The organism is Paraclostridium bifermentans, from assembly GCF_019916025.1.
In the GTDB taxonomy this organism is placed as follows: Bacteria; Bacillota; Clostridia; order Peptostreptococcales; family Peptostreptococcaceae; genus Paraclostridium; species Paraclostridium bifermentans.
Map to the genome: position 1 here is coordinate 36,677 of NZ_CP079737.1, position 21,012 is coordinate 57,688.

Here is a 21,012-nt window from a genome sequence, read left to right on the forward strand (position 1 = left end):
TCTTCAAAAAATAACACTTTTAATAACTGGTCAAGTTATTAAGGGCGCAGGGCGGATGCCTTGGCACTAAGAGCCGATGAAGGACGCGATAAGCTGCGATAAGCTTCGGGGAGTTGCACGTAAACTTTGATCCGAAGATTTCCGAATGAGGAAACTCACTTAGAGTAATGTCTAAGTATCATTAAGTGAATACATAGCTTAGTGAGGGGAACCCGGGGAACTGAAACATCTAAGTACCCGGAGGAAAAGAAAGAAATTCGATTCCGTAAGTAGCGGCGAGCGAACGCGGAATAGCCCAAACCAGTGAAGTTTTCTTCGCTGGGGTTGCGGACACATCATCAACAAAGAGGTATCGTAAACGAAGAGAGTTGGAAAGCTCCGCTATAAAGTGTAATAGCCACGTAGTTGAAACGAGAAGACTTTAGATGTGATCCAGAGTACCACGGGACACGTGAAACCCTGTGGGAAGCAGGAGGGACCATCCTCCAAGGCTAAATACTACTTAGTGACCGATAGCGCATAGTACCGTGAGGGAAAGGTGAAAAGAACCCCGGGAGGGGAGTGAAATAGAACCTGAAACCCTGCGCTTACAAGCTGTGGAAGCACTTTATATGTGTGACCGCGTACTTTTTGTAGAACGGGCCAACGAGTTACGATAGTAAGCTAGGTTAAGTACTTAAGGTATGGAGCCGTAGTGAAAGCGAGTCTTAAATGGGCGTTAAGTTTGCTGTCGTAGACCCGAAACCGAGCGACCTATCCATGAGCAGGATGAAGCGAAAGTAAAATTTCGTGGAGGTCCGAACCCACGAGCGTTGAAAAGCTCGGGGATGACTTGTGGATAGCGGTGAAATTCCAATCGAGCTCGGAGATAGCTGGTTCTCCCCGAAATAGCTTTAGGGCTAGCCTCAAGGTTGAGAAATACGGAGGTAGAGCACTGAATATCCTAGGGGGCATTGCGCTTACCGAAGATTATCAAACTCCGAATGCCGTTATTTTATACTTGGGAGTCAGACTGTGGGTAATAAGATTCATAGTCGAGAGGGCAACAGCCCAGATCGTCAGCTAAGGTCCCTAAATGTAAGTTAAGTGGTAAAGGATGTGGGATTGCATAGACAACCAGGATGTTGGCTTAGAAGCAGCCACTCATTTAAAGAGTGCGTAATAGCTCACTGGTCGAGTGATCCTGCGCCGAAGATTACCGGGGCTAAAACTTACTACCGAAGCTACGATATCATTTATGATAGGTAGGGGAGCTTCCTATGCAGGCTGAAGCATGACCGTAAGGACGTGTGGACAGTATAGGAGTGAGAATGTTGGCATGAGTAGCGAGACGTGGGTGAGAATCCCACGGGCCGTAAACCCAAGGTTTCCAGGGGAAGGTTCGTCCGCCCTGGGTTAGTCGGGACCTAAGCCGAGGCCGAAAGGCGTAGGTGATGGACAACAGGTTGAGATTCCTGTACCACCGATAATCGTTTGAGAGATGGAATGACACAGTAGGATAAGCTAACCACACTGTTGGTTATGTGTGGCTAAGTACTGAGGCAGTCAAGGCAGGCAAATCCGCCATGATAATGCTGGGGTACGATGGGGAGCGAAATTAAGTAGCGAAGTAGCTGATTTCACACTGTCGAGAAAAGTTTCTATCGAGATTAAAGGTGCCCGTACCGCAAACCGACACAGGTGGGTGAGGAGAGTATCCTAAGGCCAGCGAGAGAACTGTTGTTAAGGAACTCGGCAAAATGACCCCGTAACTTAGGGAGAAGGGGTGCCACGTTAGGGTTAACGCCCGAGGTGGCCGCAGAGAATAGGCCCAAGCGACTGTTTACCAAAAACACAGGTTTCTGCTAAGTCGCAAGACGATGTATAGGAGCTGACGCCTGCCCGGTGCTGGAAGGTTAAGGGGATCTGTTAGGATTTATCCGAAGCAGTGAACTTAAGCCCCAGTAAACGGCGGCCGTAACTATAACGGTCCTAAGGTAGCGAAATTCCTTGTCGGGTAAGTTCCGACCCGCACGAAAGGCGTAACGATTTGGGCACTGTCTCAACAACAGACTCGGTGAAATTGTAATCCCGGTGAAGATGCCGGGTACCTGCGACAGGACGGAAAGACCCCATGGAGCTTTACTGTAGCTTGACATTGAATTTTGGTGCTACATGTACAGGATAGGTGGGAGGCTATGAAATCGGGACGCCAGTCTCGGTGGAGCTATCCTTGGGATACCACCCTTGTAGTACTGAGATTCTAACCAGATACCTTGAATCAGGTATTGGGACACTGTCAGGTGGGCAGTTTGACTGGGGCGGTCGCCTCCCAAAGAGTAACGGAGGCGCTCAAAGGTTCTCTCAGCACGGTCGGAAATCGTGCGTAGAGTGTAAAGGCAGAAGAGAGCTTGATTGCAAGACATACAGGTCGAGCAAGGACGAAAGTCGGACTTAGTGATCCGGTGGTTCCGCATGGAAGGGCCATCGCTCAACGGATAAAAGCTACCCTGGGGATAACAGGCTTATCTCCCCCAAGAGTCCACATCGACGGGGAGGTTTGGCACCTCGATGTCGGCTCATCACATCCTGGGGCTGTAGTAGGTCCCAAGGGTTGGGCTGTTCGCCCATTAAAGTGGTACGCGAGCTGGGTTCAGAACGTCGTGAGACAGTTCGGTCCCTATCCGTCGCAGGCGTAGGAAATTTGAGGAGACCTGTCCTTAGTACGAGAGGACCGGGATGGACGTACCTCTGGTGTACCAGTTGTTCTGCCAAGGGCATGGCTGGGTAGCTATGTACGGAATGGATAAGCGCTGAAAGCATCTAAGCGCGAAGCCAACTTCAAGATAAGATTTCCCACCGTAAGGGTAAGATCCCAGGAAGACTACCTGGTTGATAGGTCGGAGGTGTAAGTGCAGCAATGTATGTAGCTTACCGATACTAATAGATCGAGGACTTGACCAAGATTATTTAATCTTACAAATGTTATTCAGTTTTTAGAGTACTAACTCAAAATATATGCGGGTGTAGCTCAATGGTAGAGTTCCGGCCTTCCAAGCCGGCTGTGAGGGTTCGATCCCCTTCACCCGCTCCAAATAAAGATTATGTGGTTATTATAGCAAAGAGGATACACCTGTTCCCATTCCGAACACAGAAGTTAAGCTCTTTAGCGCCGATGGTACTTGGTGGGAAGCTGCCTGGGAGAGTAGGACGTAGCCGCGTAGTCTTTTTTTATTTTTTGGAAATTAAATTTTAGGTATAAGTATAGTTTTTTTAGAATATATAATTTAAAAAATAAAATTAAATATATTGATTAAAAACTTTTTATTCGACGATAATATTAATAAATAAATGTATTTAAAACTAAATTTTATTTGCAATTTTAATATATAAAAAAACCTTAAGAAGTATATTTAGAGTAGTAAAAAATATGGAATTTTGTAAAATTTAGTTTTTATAGGAGGAAAATTTATCCTCTTGTAGAATTAAATATATAAATAATTAATAATCTTATAGGAAGTGGTTTGAATGAGTAAATCTGTTACTAAGGTAGTTAATTTATATGAATATAAGTCAGCGAAAAAAGAAAAGGAAATAGATAGAGAACAATTATTAAAATTAATAAAAAAAATTATGATAACTAAATAAAGGAGCTATGCTCCTTTATTTTTATTGCATTCTAAGTGTACTTATATAATCTTGAAATTGATTAAAATCATCATCATTTGTTAACTCTATCACTTCAGATTTTTCACTATCAAAATTTTTTAAATAAATGGTATGTGTACTACTTTCAGAATTGCAATATATACATCTAAATCCATCCTCATAAAGACCTTTTATATGGTTGAAATCTGGCATAACTAACAACTCCTTGTAAAAGTATTTTTATATAGTTTTCCAATAAAAATGTATTATATTCAGTCTATATAACTTATTTATAATGGAATCGTATTGTTGAAATTATATAAAAAACAAAAAAATAAAATTAAATTTTAAAAAAGTGTTGACGATGTTAAATTAAGATGGTATAGTATTACTTGTCCTTAAGAAAAGGGCAAAACAAAAATGAACTTTGAAAATTAAACAGTAGGTTAATTATAAAAATTCTTTTTTAAAGAATTAAACACAAACAACCAAGCCAGATATTCAGATAATGATTAGCTGAGCGATGGACAACTTTTTAAATTATATTTGAGAGTTTGATCCTGGCTCAGGATGAACGCTGGCGGCGTGCCTAACACATGCAAGTCGAGCGATCTCTTCGGAGAGAGCGGCGGACGGGTGAGTAACGCGTGGGTAACCTGCCCTGTACACACGGATAACATACCGAAAGGTATACTAATACGGGATAACATATGAAAGTCGCATGGCTTTTGTATCAAAGCTCCGGCGGTACAGGATGGACCCGCGTCTGATTAGCTAGTTGGTAAGGTAATGGCTTACCAAGGCAACGATCAGTAGCCGACCTGAGAGGGTGATCGGCCACACTGGAACTGAGACACGGTCCAGACTCCTACGGGAGGCAGCAGTGGGGAATATTGCACAATGGGCGAAAGCCTGATGCAGCAACGCCGCGTGAGCGATGAAGGCCTTCGGGTCGTAAAGCTCTGTCCTCAAGGAAGATAATGACGGTACTTGAGGAGGAAGCCCCGGCTAACTACGTGCCAGCAGCCGCGGTAATACGTAGGGGGCTAGCGTTATCCGGAATTACTGGGCGTAAAGGGTGCGTAGGTGGTTTTTTAAGTCAGAAGTGAAAGGCTACGGCTCAACCGTAGTAAGCTTTTGAAACTAGAGAACTTGAGTGCAGGAGAGGAGAGTAGAATTCCTAGTGTAGCGGTGAAATGCGTAGATATTAGGAGGAATACCAGTAGCGAAGGCGGCTCTCTGGACTGTAACTGACACTGAGGCACGAAAGCGTGGGGAGCAAACAGGATTAGATACCCTGGTAGTCCACGCCGTAAACGATGAGTACTAGGTGTCGGGGGTTACCCCCCTCGGTGCCGCAGCTAACGCATTAAGTACTCCGCCTGGGAAGTACGCTCGCAAGAGTGAAACTCAAAGGAATTGACGGGGACCCGCACAAGTAGCGGAGCATGTGGTTTAATTCGAAGCAACGCGAAGAACCTTACCTAAGCTTGACATCCCACTGACCTCTCCCTAATCGGAGATTTCCCTTCGGGGACAGTGGTGACAGGTGGTGCATGGTTGTCGTCAGCTCGTGTCGTGAGATGTTGGGTTAAGTCCCGCAACGAGCGCAACCCTTGCCTTTAGTTGCCAGCATTAAGTTGGGCACTCTAGAGGGACTGCCGAGGATAACTCGGAGGAAGGTGGGGATGACGTCAAATCATCATGCCCCTTATGCTTAGGGCTACACACGTGCTACAATGGGTGGTACAGAGGGTTGCCAAGCCGCGAGGTGGAGCTAATCCCTTAAAGCCATTCTCAGTTCGGATTGTAGGCTGAAACTCGCCTACATGAAGCTGGAGTTACTAGTAATCGCAGATCAGAATGCTGCGGTGAATGCGTTCCCGGGTCTTGTACACACCGCCCGTCACACCATGGAAGTTGGGGGCGCCCGAAGCCGGTTAGCTAACCTTTTAGGAAGCGGCCGTCGAAGGTGAAACCAATGACTGGGGTGAAGTCGTAACAAGGTAGCCGTATCGGAAGGTGCGGCTGGATCACCTCCTTTCTAAGGAGTAATTGCCTACTGTTTAATTTTGAGAGCTTATTGTTCTCAAAATTAGTACTTAATTGTACTTTAGTACTTTGAAAACTGCATAACATTTAGTGATGATTAAATAAACCAATTATAAGAGAAGAAAACTCTTCAAAAAATAACACTTTTAATAACTGGTCAAGTTATTAAGGGCGCAGGGCGGATGCCTTGGCACTAAGAGCCGATGAAGGACGCGATAAGCTGCGATAAGCTTCGGGGAGTTGCACGTAAACTTTGATCCGAAGATTTCCGAATGAGGAAACTCACTTAGAGTAATGTCTAAGTATCATTAAGTGAATACATAGCTTAGTGAGGGGAACCCGGGGAACTGAAACATCTAAGTACCCGGAGGAAAAGAAAGAAATTCGATTCCGTAAGTAGCGGCGAGCGAACGCGGAATAGCCCAAACCAGTGAAGTTTTCTTCGCTGGGGTTGCGGACACATCATCAACAAAGAGGTATCGTAAACGAAGAGAGTTGGAAAGCTCCGCTATAAAGTGTAATAGCCACGTAGTTGAAACGAGAAGACTTTAGATGTGATCCAGAGTACCACGGGACACGTGAAACCCTGTGGGAAGCAGGAGGGACCATCCTCCAAGGCTAAATACTACTTAGTGACCGATAGCGCATAGTACCGTGAGGGAAAGGTGAAAAGAACCCCGGGAGGGGAGTGAAATAGAACCTGAAACCCTGCGCTTACAAGCTGTGGAAGCACTTTATATGTGTGACCGCGTACTTTTTGTAGAACGGGCCAACGAGTTACGATAGTAAGCTAGGTTAAGTACTTAAGGTATGGAGCCGTAGTGAAAGCGAGTCTTAAATGGGCGTTAAGTTTGCTGTCGTAGACCCGAAACCGAGCGACCTATCCATGAGCAGGATGAAGCGAAAGTAAAATTTCGTGGAGGTCCGAACCCACGAGCGTTGAAAAGCTCGGGGATGACTTGTGGATAGCGGTGAAATTCCAATCGAGCTCGGAGATAGCTGGTTCTCCCCGAAATAGCTTTAGGGCTAGCCTCAAGGTTGAGAAATACGGAGGTAGAGCACTGAATATCCTAGGGGGCATTGCGCTTACCGAAGATTATCAAACTCCGAATGCCGTTATTTTATACTTGGGAGTCAGACTGTGGGTAATAAGATTCATAGTCGAGAGGGCAACAGCCCAGATCGTCAGCTAAGGTCCCTAAATGTAAGTTAAGTGGTAAAGGATGTGGGATTGCATAGACAACCAGGATGTTGGCTTAGAAGCAGCCACTCATTTAAAGAGTGCGTAATAGCTCACTGGTCGAGTGATCCTGCGCCGAAGATTACCGGGGCTAAAACTTACTACCGAAGCTACGATATCATTTATGATAGGTAGGGGAGCTTCCTATGCAGGCTGAAGCATGACCGTAAGGACGTGTGGACAGTATAGGAGTGAGAATGTTGGCATGAGTAGCGAGACGTGGGTGAGAATCCCACGGGCCGTAAACCCAAGGTTTCCAGGGGAAGGTTCGTCCGCCCTGGGTTAGTCGGGACCTAAGCCGAGGCCGAAAGGCGTAGGTGATGGACAACAGGTTGAGATTCCTGTACCACCGATAATCGTTTGAGAGATGGAATGACACAGTAGGATAAGCTAACCACACTGTTGGTTATGTGTGGCTAAGTACTGAGGCAGTCAAGGCAGGCAAATCCGCCATGATAATGCTGGGGTACGATGGGGAGCGAAATTAAGTAGCGAAGTAGCTGATTTCACACTGTCGAGAAAAGTTTCTATCGAGATTAAAGGTGCCCGTACCGCAAACCGACACAGGTGGGTGAGGAGAGTATCCTAAGGCCAGCGAGAGAACTGTTGTTAAGGAACTCGGCAAAATGACCCCGTAACTTAGGGAGAAGGGGTGCCACGTTAGGGTTAACGCCCGAGGTGGCCGCAGAGAATAGGCCCAAGCGACTGTTTACCAAAAACACAGGTTTCTGCTAAGTCGCAAGACGATGTATAGGAGCTGACGCCTGCCCGGTGCTGGAAGGTTAAGGGGATCTGTTAGGATTTATCCGAAGCAGTGAACTTAAGCCCCAGTAAACGGCGGCCGTAACTATAACGGTCCTAAGGTAGCGAAATTCCTTGTCGGGTAAGTTCCGACCCGCACGAAAGGCGTAACGATTTGGGCACTGTCTCAACAACAGACTCGGTGAAATTGTAATCCCGGTGAAGATGCCGGGTACCTGCGACAGGACGGAAAGACCCCATGGAGCTTTACTGTAGCTTGACATTGAATTTTGGTGCTACATGTACAGGATAGGTGGGAGGCTATGAAATCGGGACGCCAGTCTCGGTGGAGCTATCCTTGGGATACCACCCTTGTAGTACTGAGATTCTAACCAGATACCTTGAATCAGGTATTGGGACACTGTCAGGTGGGCAGTTTGACTGGGGCGGTCGCCTCCCAAAGAGTAACGGAGGCGCTCAAAGGTTCTCTCAGCACGGTCGGAAATCGTGCGTAGAGTGTAAAGGCAGAAGAGAGCTTGATTGCAAGACATACAGGTCGAGCAAGGACGAAAGTCGGACTTAGTGATCCGGTGGTTCCGCATGGAAGGGCCATCGCTCAACGGATAAAAGCTACCCTGGGGATAACAGGCTTATCTCCCCCAAGAGTCCACATCGACGGGGAGGTTTGGCACCTCGATGTCGGCTCATCACATCCTGGGGCTGTAGTAGGTCCCAAGGGTTGGGCTGTTCGCCCATTAAAGTGGTACGCGAGCTGGGTTCAGAACGTCGTGAGACAGTTCGGTCCCTATCCGTCGCAGGCGTAGGAAATTTGAGGAGACCTGTCCTTAGTACGAGAGGACCGGGATGGACGTACCTCTGGTGTACCAGTTGTTCTGCCAAGGGCATGGCTGGGTAGCTATGTACGGAATGGATAAGCGCTGAAAGCATCTAAGCGCGAAGCCAACTTCAAGATAAGATTTCCCACCGTAAGGGTAAGATCCCAGGAAGACTACCTGGTTGATAGGTCGGAGGTGTAAGTGCAGCAATGTATGTAGCTTACCGATACTAATAGATCGAGGACTTGACCAAGATTATTTAATCTTATAAATGTTATTCAGTTTTTAGAGTACTAACTCTAAATAAAGATTATGCGGTTATTACAGCAAAGAGGATACACCTGTTCCCATTCCGAACACAGAAGTTAAGCTCTTTAGCGCCGATGGTACTTGGTGGGAAGCTGCCTGGGAGAGTAGGACGTAGCCGCGTAATCTTTTTTATTTTACGTGGATTTAAGTGGTGGTTAGCATTAAGTTACATTTGAAGTCATAAAGCTGAGAAGATGCTTTAAAATGACTTCTGCATTGTAACTTAATACTAACCACTTTTTGGTATGTAAAAACAAAAAGATTACGTTTGTATGAGATAGTATTAAAAACTGTGTTAAACCTCATGTTTCACGTTAAACGATAGAAGTTTTATTTATAATAGTTTAATATTTAAAATAATCGCACATAAAGCCTTATATTAATTGCATATAAATTATTAAAATGATATGAGGTAGGTGCTTAGATATGAAGGTATATGATAGTAATAATATAAGAAGTATAGCTATATTAGGCCATAGTGGATGTGGAAAAACAAATTTAATTGAAGCAATGGCATATACTTCTAAAACTACAAATAAAATGCCTAAACTAACAGATAAGATAAGTATGACATATAGTATGAATTTAGTTCCTATAGAATATAGAGATTACAAATTAAATTTACTAGATACTCCTGGATATTCTGATTTTACAGGAGACGTTATATCAGCTATAAGTGCTAGTGATGCTGCCGTTATCGTCATAGATGCTACTACTAGCATTCAAGTTGGAACAGAAAAAGCACTAGAACTTGCAGGAGAATCTATACCTAAACTTATATTTATAAATAAAATTGATAATGATAAATCCAGATATAAAGATTTAATTGAAGAACTAAGAGATAAATATAGTAACAAAATAGTACCTATGTATATGCCTATATATAATGGTGAGGAATTTATTAAGCTACATAATATCTTTGAAAGCGATTCAGATTTATGTGATGAATTTAAAATACAAGTAGAAGGAACAAGAGATGGATTATTAGAGTTAATAGCTGAAACAGATGATGAATTATTAGAAAAATATTTTAGTGGAGAAGATTTGACAGAAGAAGATATTAAGAGAGGTACAACTATAGGTATTCAAAATGGAGATATAATACCAGTTATATGTGGATCTACAATAAACAATGTAGGTACAGAGGAGATATTAGGAATTATATCTAGCTATATTCAACCTAAGTGTGTGTATGAAAATGATAAGTTAAATGGAAGCATATTTAAAACTATAGTAGACCCCTTTATAGGAAAAATGTCATATGTCAAAATATTACAAGGAAATATAAAAAAAGATATAGAAGTATATAATGTAAATAAGTCTATAAAAGAAAAAATTTATAATATATATACTATGAATAATAATGAGTTATCTGAGATACAATGTGCTAATGCAGGTGATATAGTTGTTATGACTAAGGTAAACTCCTTGCAGACAGGAGATTTTATATCTATAAATAAAAATGATAAAGCAGATGAACAACTTAACTTCCCTAAACCTCAAATATATTTTGCATTACAAGCTAAAAATAAAGGTGATGAAGATAAAATTAGTGCTGTTTTAAGTAAAATATCAGAAGAAGATCCTACGATTACATGGAGCAGAAATGTGGAAACTAAACAAGTTTTAATTGGTGGGCAAGGTGAGCTTCATATAAATATAGTTAAAAATAAAATGAAAGAAAAATTTGGCCTAGATGTAGATTTAACAGATTTAAAAGTTGCATATAGAGAAACTATAAAAGGAAAAGCAGATGTTCAAGGTAAGCATAAAAAACAATCTGGAGGACATGGACAGTATGGCGATGTTAAGATAAGGTTCGAGTATTCTAAAAATGATTTTGAATTTGAAGAAGATATATTTGGAGGATCTGTTCCTAAACAATATATACCTGCAGTTGAGAAGGGAATAAGAGAATCTATGTCAAAAGGAATACTAGCTGGATATCCAGTTACTAATATAAAGGCAACGCTTTATGATGGATCTTATCATGATGTAGATTCTTCAGAAATGGCTTTTAAATTAGCGGCTAATATAGCTTTTAAAAAGGGCGTAGAGCAAGCAGTACCCGTTCTTTTAGAACCTATAATGAAATTAACGATAGTAGTTCCAGATGAATATATGGGAGATGTTATGGGTGATATAAATAAAAAACGAGGAAGAATATTAGGTATGGAACCTACTGATAATGGTAAACAAGTTATTTATGCAAATGCTCCACAAGCAGAAACATTTAAGTATGCTATAGATTTAAAAGCTATGACACAAGGTAGAGGTTATTTTGAAATGGAACTTGATAAATATGAGGAAGTTCCAACACAAATTGCACAAAAAATAATATCTAACTCTGAAATTAATTAATTTATAAATTTAATTAAAAAATCCTAGGAATATAATTCCTAGGATTTCTTTATATTATTGAAACAATAAAAACTATTAGGGCATATAGTATATATATATCTAATATTAAAATTGAGGAGGGACTATATTGTACTTTGACAAATTTTCTAAGGTAGCTCAAAAAGCAATAGATATATCTATAGAGTATGCAAAAGAGTTTGGGCATAGAGTGGTTGGTACAGAACATTTATTAATTGGTTTAATTAAAGAAAAAGAAGGAACAGCTTCTAAGATTTTATTAAAATTAGGGATGGATGAAGATATAATATGTGAAAAAATTATAGATATATATGGAATAGGAATTAATGATAGTACAGATGATATTTTTTTAAGTCCTAGAAGCAAAGACGTATTAGATAACTCAGCTATATTTGCAGAACAATTTGATAGTATTCTTATAGATACTGAACATATCTTGTTAGCAATTTTACAAGAAACAGATAGTTTAGCAGTGAAAATTCTAAGTATGAATAATATAACTGAGCAAGTCATAATTAAATCTTTGATAGAGGTGTCTAGACCAGAAACAAGTATAATACTTTTTAGAGATGAAAGTAAAAACGAAGAACCTAAGAAAGAAAAGGAAAAATTAAATATTCCTACACTTGAGAAATATGCAGTTAACCTAAATGAATATGCAAAGACTTCTAAATTAGATCCACTAATTGGTAGAGAAGATGAAATGCAAAGAATTATTCAAATTTTAAGTAGGAGAACTAAAAACAATCCTATATTAATTGGTGATCCTGGAGTAGGAAAGACTGCTATAGTAGAAGGGTTAGCAATTAATATAGAAAGCAACAAAGTACCTAGTTCCCTTCAAGGAAAGCTTATATACAGTTTAGATATAGGAGGAATGCTTGCAGGAGCTAAGTATAGAGGTGAGTTTGAAGAAAGAATAAAGAAAGTAATAGAAGAAGTTGTCAAATCTGATAACATTATATTATTTATAGATGAGATGCATACTATAGTAGGAGCAGGAGCAACAGGAGAAAATTCTATGGATGCATCTAATATACTAAAGCCAGTATTGTCAAGAGGAGATATACAAGTTATAGGTGCTACAACTATAGATGAATATAGAAAGAGTATAGAAAAGGATACTGGATTAGAGAGAAGATTACAACCAATTTTAATTGAAGAGCCAACTAAAGAGGAATCAATCAAAATTTTAAAAGGGTTAAAAGAAAAATACGAAAATTTTCATGGCGTAAAAATAACAGAAGAAGCAATAAAAGCAGCAGTTGATTTATCAAGTCGATATATTGTAGATAGATATCTACCAGATAAGGCAGTTGATATAATTGATGAGTCTGCTTCTAGAATCAGAATGAAGAATTTAAAATTAAAAAATAATAAACCTACAGTTAATAGTGAAATAGTTACAGAGGTAATAGGTTTATGGACTGGAATACCTATAAGTAAAATAGTTAAATCTGAAGGAGATAAATTACTAAACTTAGAATCTATACTTCATCAAAGAGTTATTGGGCAAGAGGAGGCTGTAAATGCTGTATCAAAAGCAGTTAGAAGATCTAGAGCAGGATTAAAAGATCCCAAAAGACCAATAGGATCATTCTTATTCTTAGGGCCTACAGGTGTTGGTAAAACAGAATTATGTAAAGCATTAGCAGAAGCTCATTTTGGAAATGAAAATCAAATTATTAGGATAGATATGTCAGAATATATGGAAAAACATTCAGTTTCAAAGCTAATAGGATCTCCTCCTGGATATATAGGGCATGATGATGGAGGTCAATTGACTGAAGCTGTAAGAAGACATCCGTATACTTTAGTTTTATTTGATGAAATAGAGAAAGCACATGAAGATGTATTTAATATACTACTTCAAGTATTAGATGAAGGAAGATTAACAGATTCTAAAGGAAGAACTGTAGATTTTAAGAATACACTAATAATTATGACGTCTAATATAGGTGCAAAAAGTATAAATAAACAACAAATAATTGGTTTTTCAGCTTCTGAAAATAAAAATGTAATTGATGAAAATTATAAAGCTATGAAAGAAAAAATTTTATCAGAAGTTAAGAATAGATTTAAACCAGAATTTATAAATAGGATTGATGATATAGTGGTTTTCCATAAATTAAATATAGATAATTTACATGAAATTTCTAAAATAATGCTTAGTAATTTAATAAGCAGATTAAATCAACTTAATATTAGCTTAGAAATTTCAGATGATGTTTTAAATCTTATATCTAAATATGGAATAGACTTAGAATATGGAGCTAGACCTTTAAAAAGGGCTATTCAAAAAGAAATAGAAGATGTATTAGCGGATATGATATTGAGTGAAGATATAAAAAAAGGAGATAATATAGTAGCTAAAGTTGTTGAAGAAAAAGTTATATTTGAAAATAAATGATTAAAAATGTAAAAAATTAATCTTAAAACTGCTTCTTTTATTGGAAATTACATTTAATTCTAAACTGATGATAAATGTAATTTCCGAGCTATGCATTTTATTAAAAACTATGATTTATAAGTATACAATCAACTTAAATTAAGTGAATTTTTTTATATATTATAAATTTAACATATTAATAGATATATATGATAAAATTAATAATATATAAAAAATTACATAAGGGTGAGTTTATAAATGGCTAAAATAAAAACTAAATATGTGTGTCAAGAATGTGGGTATGAGAATAGTAAATGGCTAGGAAAATGTCCAGAATGTAGCAAATGGAATACATTTGTCGAAGAAATAGAAGAGAAAACTTCAAAATCAAATAAAGAAGTTTTTGTTATAGATAAATCATCATCTAGACCTTTAAATATAAACTCGATAGAAACTATAAAAGAGCAAAGATTTTCAACTTGCATAAACGAGTTAGATAGAGTTTTAGGTGGAGGTGTAGTTAAAGGATCATTAGTTTTAGTCGGAGGGGATCCAGGTATTGGGAAGTCAACGTTACTTATACAAGTTTCAAGTAATGTTGCTAATAGTGGTAAAAAAGTTTTATACATATCAGGAGAAGAATCTGCATCTCAAATAAAAATGAGGGCTCAAAGATTAGGAATAAAGTCCGATAATTTATATATATTTGCTGAAAATAACTTGAGCATAATAGAAGCTCACTTAGAAAGTGTAAATCCAGACTTAATTATATTAGACTCTATACAAACTGTTTTTAGTCCTGAAATTACATCTGCTCCAGGTACTGTAAGCCAGATAAAGGAAGGTACTTCGAGATTTATGAAAATTTCTAAAAAAATGGGTATATCAACCTTTGTAGTTGGACATGTAACTAAAGAAGGTGCACTAGCAGGACCGAAGGTATTAGAACATATGGTAGACACTGTATTATATTTTGAAGGAGAACGATTCAATACGTATAGATTGATAAGAGCTGTAAAAAATAGATTTGGGTCTACAAATGAATTAGGTGTATTTGAGATGCGAGAAATAGGATTAGTTGAGTTAGAAAATCCATCTAAAATACTTATAGCCGAAAAACCAAAAGATGTAGCAGGGTCTATAATTATATCTACAGTAGAAGGTACTAGACCAATGCTTTTAGAATTGCAAGCACTAGCATCACCTACTAGTTTTGGTATTCCTAAAAGAACGGCTACAGGAGTTGATTATAATAGAGTATCTTTACTTATGGCTGTTCTTGAAAAACGTGTTGGGATGCAAATACAAAACCAGGATATATACATAAATGTTGTTGGAGGAATAAAAATTAATGAGCCGTCTATAGATCTAGGCATAGTTATGGCTATAGCTTCTAGTTTTAGAAACATACCTATAGATGGGAATGTAGCAATTACAGGAGAAGTTGGATTAACAGGAGAAGTAAGAGCGGTGAGCTTTATAGAAAAGAGAATCGCAGAATGTAAGAAGCTAGGTTTCACTAAAATAGTTATTCCAAAGAGCAATTATGAGGCTGTTAAAGATGTAAAAGGGATAGATATATGTCCAGTGGATAGTGTAAGACAAGCTATAAATACGGTATTAGGAGGAAATAGATAAAATGGATGATTTTTTTAGTGGCAAAAAAGCAATTAGAACGCTAAAAATGATATCTCCTGGTACAGACCTTAGATTGGGAATAGACCATGTTTTAAAGGCTAAAACAGGAGGGCTTATTGTAATTGCTGATAGCGATGAGGTTATGAGCATTGTTGATGGGGGGTTTGCTATAAATGCAGAATATTCTCCAGCATACTTATATGAGTTAGCTAAAATGGATGGAGCTATAGTTTTAAGTTCGGATATAAAGAAGATACTTTTTGCAAATGCTCAACTTATACCAGATTACTCAATTGAAACAGCTGAAACTGGAACAAGACATAGAACTGCTGAAAGAGTTGCAAAACAAACTGGAGGAATTGTAATAGCTATATCTCAAAGAAGAAATGTTATAACTGTATATCAAGGGGATAAGAAATATGTAGTAGAAGATATATCAAAGATATTTACTAAAGCTAATCAAGCATTACAAACTCTAGAAAAATATAAGTCTGTTTTAGACCAAGCTATAATAAGTTTAAATGCACTAGAATTTAAAGATTTCGTAACTTTGTATGATGTTGTACTCGTAGTTCAAAAGATAGAAATGGTTATGAGAGTGACAAATATAATTGAAAAGTATATAGTAGAATTAGGTGTGGAAGGTACACTTTTAAGTATGCAGGTTGATGAACTAATGGGAACAACTAAAATAGATCAAAACCAAATACTAAAAGATTATAAAAGAAATGATATGAATTTAGCTGAATTTAAGAAAAAAATTATATCATTATCATCAGAAGAGTTACTTGATTTAGCAAATATAGCAAAAATGTTAGGATATACAGGTTTCTCAGAAAGTATGGATATGCCGATTAGACCAAGAGGATATAGAATATTAAATAAAATACATAGATTGCCTAGTGCTATAATTGAGAATTTAGTTAATTATTTTGAAGATTTTCAGGATATACTATGTGCAACAATTGAAGATTTAGACGATGTTGAGGGAATAGGTGAAATAAGAGCAAAATATATAAAAAATGGACTTATAAAAATGCAAGAATTATCACTTATAGATAGACATATATAATATATTATGTCAAATTTGAAACAATATTGTGCTTGAATATAGTTAACAGTTTGATTATAATAAGAAAATATTAAGGAAAAAATATAGGGGGTGAAAATTTGGTATCTAAGATAATAAGAGCGATACTTACATTAGTAGGATTCGTGTTAGGTATGACAACGTATATATCATTAGTTCAAAAATTTCCTCAAATTTCGTTAGGATCAGAGCTATATGTATTTATAATTTCTATAGTTATTGGAGTAGTAATAGGTTTTGTATTCTTTATAATAGCTCCTTGGATTATGAACAAATCTAGGAAAATAGCAAAAGCTATGGATAGGGAAATTTCTAAATATCCTCAAACAGATATAATATTAGGTACTATAGGACTAATAGTTGGTTTTGTTATAGCTTATCTTGTAAGTCAATTAATATTGATGTTAAAGATACCTGTAATAGGAAGCTTACTATCTTTATTTACATATGTATTTTTAGGTTATTTAGGTAGTAGAATAGCACTAAAGAGTAAGGATGATATTTTTAACTTAAACAAGTTAACTAGATTATCTGTAAATAAGGACAAGAATTCTAAAAAAGAAGAAAAAAGTATACCACCTAAAGTTCTAGACACTAGTGTTATTATAGACGGTAGAATTGCTGAAATATGCCAAACTGGATTTATAGAAGGTAAGCTTGTAATTCCTACTTTCGTTCTAGATGAATTAAGACATATAGCAGACTCTTCAGATGACTTAAAAAGAGTTAGAGGTAGAAGAGGATTAGATATACTTAACATAATTCAAAAAGAATTAAATATTGAAGTTGAAATAAGCAACAGAGATTTTGATGATATAGCAGAAGTTGATGCAAAATTATTAAAGTTAGCTGAAACACTTGGGGGTAAAGTTGTTACAAATGACTACAATTTAAACAAGGTAGCTCAAGTTCAAGGTGTTGAAGTTCTTAATATAAATGAATTAGCTAATGCGATTAAACCAGTAGCGATACCTGGTGAACATATGATAGTTCAAGTTGTTAAAGAAGGTAAGGAATCTAATCAGGGTATAGCCTATTTAGATGATGGTACTATGATTGTAGTAGATGGTGGAAAGAAACATATGGGAGAAACTATAAGTGTTTTAGTTACATCGGTATTACAAACACCAGCAGGAAGAATGATATTTGGAAAACCTAAAGTTGATTAGTTAAAAGTCTTCAGGATAAAAGTTCTGAAGGCTTTTTTTGATAAAGTGAATTGAATTTTTTAGTTTATTAAAATTTAATTATTACTATGGTAAAATATATTTAAGTTATTTATTCGTATTGTAAGAGGTGAGTTTATGAATGGTGTTGTAATAGTAGCAGCGGGAACTGGAAGTAGAATGAAGAAAGATATAAATAAGCAATTTATAAAGCTAAAAAATAAGGAAATTGTAGCACACACTATAGAGAAATTTTATAATAGTGAAAATATAGATGATATAGTTGTTGTTATAAGAGAAGATGAAGAAGAATACTTTAATAAAAATATTAAAGAGAAATATGGATTTACAAACATAAAAGTAGCACATGGAGGAAATGAAAGACAAGATTCTGTGTTCAATGGAATAAAAATGTTAAAAAAAGAATGTGAAGTAGTATTAATACATGATGGTGCTAGACCTTTTGTAACAGAGGATATAATAAAGAGATCTATAAATAAAGCTAATGAGCATAATGCTATAGTTGTTGGAGTTAAGGTAAAAGATACAATAAAAGTAGTAAGTGATAATGGAAATATTATAGATACTCCAAACAGAAGTTATTTATGGGCGGTACAAACTCCTCAGGTTTTTAAATATGATATTATAAAAAAAGCATACGAAGATGCATATAATAACAATTACTATGGAACTGATGATGCAATGTTAGTAGAAAGAATAGGTTATAATGTTAAAATGATAGAAGGGTCATATAATAATATAAAAATAACGACACAAGAAGACTTGGAATTTGGAGAGCAAATTTTAAAAAATATATAATTTCGGAGGATAAAAAATGAGAGTAGGAATGGGATATGATGTTCATAAGCTAGTTGAAAATAGAAAATTAATATTAGGTGGAGTTGAAATAGAACACGAAAAAGGATTATTGGGACACTCAGATGCAGATGTTTTACTTCATGCGATAATGGACTCTATACTAGGGGCATTAGCACTTGGAGATATAGGTAAGCACTTCCCTGATACAGATGAAAAGTATAAAGGTGCAGACAGTATGAAATTATTAGAGCATGTATACAATTTAATAAAAGAAAAAGGATATGCTATTGGAAACTTAGATGCGACAATTATAGCACAAGCCCCTAAAATGGCTCCACACATACAAAAAATGAGAGAAAATATAGCAAGAGTTTTAAATACAGATATAAACAATGTAAATGTTAAAGCAACAACAGAAGAGGGATTAGGTTTCACAGGAAACAAAGAAGGAATTTCATCGCAAAGTATTTGTTTATTAATTAACATTGACAATTAGAAATAAATTCTATAAAATTATTATAAATAATGTATCAAAAAGTTCACCAAGAACATAATAGTAGGTATAACAAAAGCTTACTAAAACCTAATTAGATACGTTGACAAGGTATATTAATTGCTATAAAATATAATCAATTATTTATAATTAAAAAGCTAAGAAGAGAAATAGTAAAAGATAGTATTTTTTACAGAGAGGAAACACTTGGTGAAAGTTTCTAAAAATTATTCTTTGAACCAGTCTCAGAGCTTAAGAATGGTAAAAAGTTCTTACGGGAAGGACCGTTATATCCTATAAAGAGAATTGATAAAATTACTTATCAATTAACTAGAGTGGTACCGCGGAAATATAACCTTTCGTCTCTATATTGAGATGAAGGGTTTTTTTGATTATAAAAAAATTCACTAGGAGGAAGAAAATATGAAAATGTCAAGAATGTTTATGCCTACTTTAAGAGAGGTTCCAGCAGATGCAGAAATAACTAGCCATCAGTTAATGATGAGAGCTGGTATGATAAAGAAAATGTCATCAGGGGTATACAATCAATTACCTATGGGGATAAGAGTTTTCAAAAAAATAGAAAATATAATAAGAGAAGAGTTAAATAAAAAGGGATGTCAAGAAATACTATGTTCTGCATTAATTCCAGCTGAATTATGGCAAGAGTCTGGAAGATGGGATGCAATGGGAGCAGAAATGTTTAGATTAAAAGATAGAAATACTAGAGATTACTGCTTAGGACCTACTCATGAAGAAGTTTTCACAGATATAATAAGACAAGAGATTACTTCATATAAACAATTACCTTTAAACTTATATCAAATTCAAACTAAATATAGAGATGAAAGAAGACCAAGATTCGGAGTAATGAGAACTAAGTCTTTCACTATGAAAGATGCATATAGCTTTGATACTGACGAAGCTGGATTAGATAAATCATATCAAGATATGTATGATGCATATACAGAAATATTTAGAAGATGTGGATTAGAAAATAGTCCAGTTCAAGCTGATTCAGGAGCTATAGGAGGATCAACTTCAGCAGAGTTTATGGTTAAATCTCCAGTAGGTGAAGATGAAATAGTATTCTGTACTGGTTGTGACTATGCAGCAAATATAGAAAAAGCTAATTCAGTAGACGATTTAAAAGCTAAAGAAGAAATGAGAGAATTAGAACCAGTGCATACTCCAGGAGTAACTACTATAGAACAATTATGCGAGTTCTTTAATACAACAGCAGATACATTTGCTAAAACATTAATATATGAAGCAGATGGAAAAACAGTTGTTGTTTTAGTAAGAGGAGATAGAGATGTTAATGAAGTTAAAGTTGCTAACGCTATAGGTGAAGTTATAGAGTTTGATTTAGCAAGAGAAGAAGTAGTAAAAGAATTAACTAATGCTGAAGTTGGATTTGCTGGACCAATAGGAATGAAAGCAGATTATGTATTTATAGATAAAGAAGTAGCAGAGCAAAGTAATATAGGGGTTGGTGGAAATAAAACTGATTACCATATAAGAAATGCTAACTTTGGTAGAGATTTTGATGGTGTAGTTGGAGATTTCAGAAATGTACAAGAAGGAGATAAATGTACATGTTGTGGAGCACCACTTGAAATAGCTAGAGGAGTTGAAGTTGGTCATATATTCAAATTAGGTACAAAATACTCAGAAACTATGGGAGCTAAATTTATAGATAAAGATGGTAAGAGTAAACCAATAGTTATGGGATGTTATGGTATAGGTGTTGAAAGAACTGCAGCAGCAGTTATAGAACAACACAATGATGACAATGGTATAGTATGGCCTTTAGCAATAGCTCCATATCATGTAGTTGTAGTTCCTGTAAATATAAAGAAAGCTGAGCATATGGAAGCAGCTGAGAAGATATACAATGAATTAATAGCTATGGGAGTAGAAGCATTATTAGATGATAGAGATGAAAGAGTAGGAGTAAAATTCAAAGACTCTGAATTAATAGGTATACCTATGAGAATAACAGTAGGTAAAGATATAACTGATGGAAAAGTTGAGTTTAAATTAAGAGACGAAGCAGAAAAAGAGTTAATATCTTTAGACGAAATAAATGATAAAATAAAAGCTGAATTTGCTAAAAATGAAGTTAAGTTAGGATAGTTTAAATTAAAATAGTATATATAATCCACGAAGTTATTAACATTTTGAATAAAATGTGGATATATATACTATTTAATTTTGTATAAAAATACAA

Annotated in this window: 9 protein-coding genes, 1 tRNA gene, 5 rRNA genes and 1 other annotated feature; of the genes, 14 read left to right on the forward strand and 1 reads right to left on the reverse strand. The window is 36.5% G+C overall.

The annotated features are described in order from the left end of the window. Positions 1 to 28 precede the first annotated feature (28 nt). The 3 genes from KXZ80_RS00390 to rrf (KXZ80_RS00400) all read left to right on the forward strand — a co-directional run bounded on the left by KXZ80_RS00390 (position 29) and on the right by rrf (KXZ80_RS00400) (position 3,201). A 23S ribosomal RNA gene (locus KXZ80_RS00390) occupies positions 29 to 2,943 on the forward strand. Between the two features lie 56 nt (positions 2,944 to 2,999). Next, positions 3,000 to 3,073: transfer RNA gene (locus KXZ80_RS00395), tRNA-Gly, on the forward strand. A gap of 11 nt (positions 3,074 to 3,084) precedes the next feature. After that, a 5S ribosomal RNA gene (rrf, locus tag KXZ80_RS00400) occupies positions 3,085 to 3,201 on the forward strand. A 447-nt stretch (positions 3,202 to 3,648) separates the two neighbouring features. Here the strand turns inward: rrf (KXZ80_RS00400) and KXZ80_RS00405 are convergent. Further along, positions 3,649 to 3,840, reverse strand: a complete 192-nt coding sequence (locus tag KXZ80_RS00405; protein WP_021428578.1) for a hypothetical protein — start codon at positions 3,838 to 3,840, stop codon at positions 3,649 to 3,651. 329 nt (positions 3,841 to 4,169) lie between these two features. Here KXZ80_RS00405 and KXZ80_RS00410 point away from each other — a divergent pair. From KXZ80_RS00410 to KXZ80_RS00460, 11 genes are all read left to right on the forward strand, one after another. Then, positions 4,170 to 5,671 (forward strand): 16S ribosomal RNA (locus KXZ80_RS00410). 163 nt (positions 5,672 to 5,834) lie between these two features. After that, positions 5,835 to 8,749: ribosomal RNA gene (locus KXZ80_RS00415) — 23S ribosomal RNA — on the forward strand. Positions 8,750 to 8,809: 60 nt separating this feature from the next. Next, a 5S ribosomal RNA gene (gene rrf / locus KXZ80_RS00420) occupies positions 8,810 to 8,926 on the forward strand. Together the 16S, 23S and 5S rRNA genes with 1 tRNA gene alongside form the textbook arrangement of a ribosomal RNA operon. A 305-nt stretch (positions 8,927 to 9,231) precedes the next feature. Next, entirely contained in the window at positions 9,232 to 11,166 is a 1,935-nt protein-coding gene (locus KXZ80_RS00425; protein ID WP_021431478.1) for an elongation factor G, read from the forward strand. A gap of 127 nt (positions 11,167 to 11,293) precedes the next feature. Then, positions 11,294 to 13,594 (forward strand): ATP-dependent Clp protease ATP-binding subunit, encoded by a 2,301-nt coding sequence (locus KXZ80_RS00430; RefSeq protein WP_021431479.1) that lies wholly within the window; start codon positions 11,294 to 11,296, stop codon positions 13,592 to 13,594. 237 nt (positions 13,595 to 13,831) lie between these two features. Continuing rightward, positions 13,832 to 15,211, forward strand: coding sequence for a DNA repair protein RadA (gene radA, locus KXZ80_RS00435; RefSeq protein ID WP_021431480.1), 1,380 nt, complete (start codon positions 13,832 to 13,834; stop codon positions 15,209 to 15,211). Between the two features lies 1 nt (position 15,212). Continuing rightward, complete coding sequence (gene disA, locus KXZ80_RS00440; RefSeq protein ID WP_021428177.1) at positions 15,213 to 16,283, forward strand: DNA integrity scanning diadenylate cyclase DisA; 1,071 nt, start codon at positions 15,213 to 15,215, stop codon at positions 16,281 to 16,283. Between the two features lie 98 nt (positions 16,284 to 16,381). Further along, complete coding sequence (locus KXZ80_RS00445) at positions 16,382 to 17,470, forward strand: PIN/TRAM domain-containing protein (protein WP_021431481.1); 1,089 nt, start codon at positions 16,382 to 16,384, stop codon at positions 17,468 to 17,470. Between the two features lie 135 nt (positions 17,471 to 17,605). Further along, complete coding sequence (gene ispD, locus KXZ80_RS00450) at positions 17,606 to 18,286, forward strand: 2-C-methyl-D-erythritol 4-phosphate cytidylyltransferase (protein WP_021431482.1); 681 nt, start codon at positions 17,606 to 17,608, stop codon at positions 18,284 to 18,286. A gap of 16 nt (positions 18,287 to 18,302) precedes the next feature. Then, complete coding sequence (ispF, locus tag KXZ80_RS00455; protein ID WP_021428178.1) at positions 18,303 to 18,782, forward strand: 2-C-methyl-D-erythritol 2,4-cyclodiphosphate synthase; 480 nt, start codon at positions 18,303 to 18,305, stop codon at positions 18,780 to 18,782. A gap of 148 nt (positions 18,783 to 18,930) precedes the next feature. Next, positions 18,931 to 19,149, forward strand: a binding site (T-box leader). Between the two features lie 53 nt (positions 19,150 to 19,202). After that, on the forward strand, positions 19,203 to 20,918 hold the full coding sequence (locus tag KXZ80_RS00460) for a proline--tRNA ligase (protein ID WP_021431483.1): 1,716 nt from the start codon (positions 19,203 to 19,205) through the stop codon (positions 20,916 to 20,918). The last annotated feature ends 94 nt before the right edge of the window (positions 20,919 to 21,012 follow it).